The organism is Mesorhizobium sp. M6A.T.Ce.TU.002.03.1.1 (assembly GCF_003997275.1).
GTDB lineage: Bacteria > Pseudomonadota > Alphaproteobacteria > Rhizobiales > Rhizobiaceae > Mesorhizobium > Mesorhizobium mediterraneum.
The window spans coordinates 1-4,101 of the sequence record NZ_RZTI01000238.1 but is presented as its reverse complement, the minus strand read 5'-3'; the positions used below and the strand labels follow the sequence as shown (position 1 = coordinate 4,101).

The following is a 4,101-nucleotide window of genomic DNA, read 5'->3' as shown; positions in this document are numbered from 1 at the left end:
GTGGTGGACTATGTCTACCGCATCGACGCCTTGCCGGCGCCCGGCACCGAAAAGACCGCATCGAGCTATGCCCAGGTCGCCGGCGGCGGCTTCAACATGATGGTCGCGGCCAGCCGCACCGGGATGAAGGTCGCCTTCGGCGGCCAGCTCGGCAGCGGGCCGAATGGCGATTTCCTGCGGGCCGCCTTCGCCGCCGAAGACATCGCAACGCTGACGCCACCATCGCCAGTGATGGATAGCGGCAATTGCGTCGCCATGATCAGCGGCGACGCCGAGCGCACCTTCGTGTCGTGGCCTGGCGCCGAGAGCATGCTCAATCTCGACATGATGGCGTCTGTCCGGGTTGCGCCGGGGGACTGGGTGTTCGCCTCCGGCTACACGCTGAGCTATCCCGGCAGCCGCGATGCGCTGGCCGACTGGATCGAGGCGCTGCCGGCGGAAATTCCCTTCGTCTTCGATCCGACGCCGGTCATATCAGACATTCCGCGCGCCATTCTCGATCGGGTGCTTGCGCGCACGAGCTGGCTGAGCTGCAACACCGCCGAAGCGGTCGAGATCGCCGGTGCCGGCGATGTCGAGGCCATTGCCGCCGGGCTTCTTTCTAATCATTGCCCGAGCGCCGACGGGGTCATCATCCGCGCCGGGGCAAAAGGCTGCTTCGTGCGGCTGGCAGACGGTAGCAGGCAGGCCGTGCCCAGCTTCAAGGTCGCCGCCGTCGACACCAATGGCGCCGGCGACACGCATATCGGCGCCTTCGTCAGCGCACTGTCGCGCGGCGTGCCGCCCTTCGAGGCGGCAAGTTACGCCAATGCGGCGGCGGCGCTCTCGGTCACCCGCCATGGCGGGTCGTCCGCGCCGACCGACCAGGAGATCCAGACATTCCTCAGCCATGACGATCGAATGACGACCGTGCACGGCCGGGAGCAAGAGGCCTGACAGCCTAAAGACGTAACAAGCCCCGCCAACCGGGCAAACAATGAGAGGAACGAACATGCGCATGCCCAAACTGACTGCTTTCCTGACGGCGACTGCCGTCGTCACCTCCGTATACACGCTGGCCGCCACTGCCGCCGAAGTGCATGTGCTCAACTGGAAGGGCTACGGGGCCGATGAGCCCTGGGCCATCGCGGCCTTCGAGAAGGCGACCGGCAACAAGGTCGTCAACGACTTCTTCAATTCCGAACAGGAAATGCTGACCAAGCTCAGGACCAATCCCGGCCTCTACGACGTCGTCATGATCAACGCCGCCTTCAACGACCAGGCCATGGCGGAAAAACTGATCCAGCCGATCGATGTTTCGAAGATCCCCAACTATGCCGACATCAGCCCGGACAAGGCAGGCTCGCCCATGCTCGCCCGCGACGGCAAGGTCTATGGCGTGCCATGGGTGTGGGGCTTGACCGCGCTCGCCATCAACGAAAAGGCCTTCGAGACGCCGCCGACCAGCATTACCGAAATGTGGAACGAGGCCCATAAGGGTCGCGTGGTCATTCGCGACGACGCTGTCGAAGCGGTCCAATTCGGCGCCATCGCCACCGGCCAGAACATCAACGACATCAAGGACATGGAAGCGGTCAAGGCGAAGCTGACCTCGCTGATGCCGCAGATCAAGACATTCTGGAGTTCTGAGAACGACTGGAACCAGATGGTCGCCTCCAACCAAATCGACATCGGCACCTATTGGAGCGGCTCGGCCGACCGCGCCAAGACGCATTTCAAGCTGCCGGTCGCGTTGGTCATCCCGCAGGAAGGCGCCGTCGCCTGGCTCGACGCCTTTTCCATTCCAGTCGGCTCCAAGAACGTCGCCGGCGCCGAGGCCTTCATCAACTACATGATCGATCCGTCCTTCTATGTCGAATGGGTCACCAAGGTCGGCGCGCCGGTCTCGGCCAATACCAAGGCGGTCGCAGCCCTTCCGGAAGATGCTTTCAACCGCAAGGTGATGGGGGATCCCGATGTGGCCAAGCGCATCCAGTTCCAGGCGCCGATCACCGATGCGCAGCGCGAAGCCTATCTGGCGCTATGGCAGGAACTGAAGGTGAATGTGAAGTAGCGGCCGGCTTTTCGGGGAGGAGGGCATATGGCTGGACAGGTCGCGAGCGGTTCGAGGGGCGGATTGCGATCGGCTTTGCCCCTGCTCCTGCCTGCCTATCTCTGGCTGACGGTGGCGATTTTCCTGCCGCTGTCGGCCATGGTCTTCTTTTCCTTCATGACCGAACTGCCGCTGTCGGGCAAGGCGTGGGCGTTCACGCTGGAGAACTACACCACCTTCTTCTCGCAAGGGCTCTACTGGACGCTGCTGCTGGCCTCGCTCCGGCTCGGGCTCGAGGTGACGCTGTGGTGCGTCTTCATCGGCTATCCCGCGGCCTATGTGCTGGCCAAGGTGCTGAAGGGACGCAGCCGCGAGGCGATCTTCCTGCTTGTCATCCTGCCGTTCTGGTCGAACGGGCTGGTGCGCATCTTCTCATGGGCGATGGTGCTGCGCGAAGGCGGCATTCTCGACACCGCGCTCAACGCCGTGCTGCCGTTCAAGATCAACATCGACCTGATGTATTCCTATCCGGCCGTCATCATCGGCCTGGTGCACTCCTACGTGCCCTACATGGTGCTGACCTGTTACCTCACGCTGCAGGCCATCGATGACTCGCTGATCGAGGCAGGGCGCTCGCTCGGCGCCTCGCGGCTGCAAATGCTGAGACGGGTGATCATCCCGCTGTCCATGCCGGGGCTGGTCGCCGGAGCGGCGCTGATCTTCGTGCCCGTCGTCGGCTCGTTCATGGAGCCGCGTATCCTAGGCGGGCGCACCGGCACCTTCTACGGCACGGTCATCGAGGACCAGTTCGTTGCCGTCTTCAACTGGCCGCTGGGTGCAGCACTCTCCTTCATCCTGTTGGCCGTCGTGCTGGTCATCCTGGCATTGGCGTCGCCGGTGCTGCGGAGGGCTGCGTGATGGCAACGACCCGTATCCTGGAATGGCTCGGCCGGCTCTACATCTGGGTGCTGCTCGCCTTCCTCTACCTCCCGATCATCATCATGGCGCTGATGTCGTTCAACGTCTCGCCCTTCTATCAACTGCCGTTCGAATGGACGAAAGAGTGGTACGCCTCGTTGTGGCAGAATGATCAGTTGATCTCGGCCACCTGGAACAGCCTCGAAATTGCGATCATCACCACCATCATCTGCGTCGTGCTCGGCTCGGCGGCGTCGCTAGCGCTTTTCCGCTACGAATTTCGCGGCAAGAAATTCCTGCAAGCGCTGCTGTTTCCGCCGATCGCCATTCCGTGGCTGATCACCGGCACGGCGATGCTGATCTTCTTCTTCGGCGTTGGTATCGGGCGGGGTCTGTTTGCAATCCTGCTCGGCCATGTGGCGCTGGCGCTGCCCTATGTGATCGTCGTCGTCTCGGCCCGGCTGCAGACGTTTGCGCCGGAACTCGAAGAGGCGGCGCGGTCGCTCGGCGCCAACCAATGGCAGGTAACTTCGCGCGTGACGCTGCCGTGGATCATGCCGGGGGTCATCGCCGGCGGGCTGTTCGCCTTCGCCGTGTCGTTCGACCAGTTCGTGGTGTCCTATTTCCTGTCGACGCCGGGCCAGACGACGCTGCCGGTCGAAATCTACGCCGCGATCCGCAAGGGTTTCACGCCCGAGATCAACGCGGTCTCGACGATCATCATCGTCGTCTCGATGGCGCTGATGCTGCTCACGGCACGGTTCTTCAAATTCGGCGGAGAAAAATAATGGCCGGCGTGCAGGTATCGAATTTGTCGCGCAGTTTCGGCGCGCACAAGGCGCTGGATGACGTCTCCATCGACTTCGCCGACGGCGGCTTCTATGCGCTGCTCGGGCCGTCGGGCAGCGGCAAGACCACGCTCTTGCGCCAGATCGCCGGCTTCGATTTTCCCGACTCCGGCCGCATCGCCATTGGCGGCGAGAGCGTCGAGCGGGTGCCGGTCGAGAAGCGGCGCATCGGCATGGTGTTCCAGAACTATGCGCTGTTTCCCAATATGAGCGTTGCCGACAATGTCGCCTTCGGCCTGTCGGTGCGTGGCGAGGCCAAGGCTATTATCGCCAGCGAGGTGCAGCGCGCGCTCGACCTGGTGC

General features: G+C 63.1%; 5 protein-coding genes. All 5 read left to right on the top strand.

Annotated elements, in window-relative coordinates; genetic code table 11:
• Nucleotides 1–936, top strand: a 936-nt coding sequence (locus EOC93_RS32840) for a PfkB family carbohydrate kinase (protein WP_127206688.1), incomplete at its 5' end; no start/stop codon positions are given.
• Between the two features lie 55 nt (nt 937–991).
• Nucleotides 992–2,053 carry an ABC transporter substrate-binding protein gene (locus EOC93_RS32835; protein WP_127206687.1) on the top strand — a complete coding sequence of 354 codons (1,062 nt, stop codon included), beginning with the start codon at nt 992–994 and terminating at the stop codon, nt 2,051–2,053.
• A 27-nt stretch (nt 2,054–2,080) separates the two neighbouring features.
• Entirely contained in the window at nt 2,081–2,950 is an 870-nt protein-coding gene (locus tag EOC93_RS32830; protein ID WP_127206686.1) for an ABC transporter permease, read from the top strand.
• Nucleotides 2,950–3,738 carry an ABC transporter permease gene (locus EOC93_RS32825; RefSeq protein WP_095482660.1) on the top strand — a complete coding sequence of 263 codons (789 nt, stop codon included), beginning with the start codon at nt 2,950–2,952 and terminating at the stop codon, nt 3,736–3,738. Before EOC93_RS32830 ends, EOC93_RS32825 begins: the two co-directional genes overlap by 1 nt.
• Nucleotides 3,738–4,101, top strand: a 364-nt coding sequence (locus EOC93_RS32820; protein ID WP_164759383.1) for an ABC transporter ATP-binding protein, incomplete at its 3' end; no start/stop codon positions are given. The genes EOC93_RS32825 and EOC93_RS32820, both read left to right, overlap by 1 nt.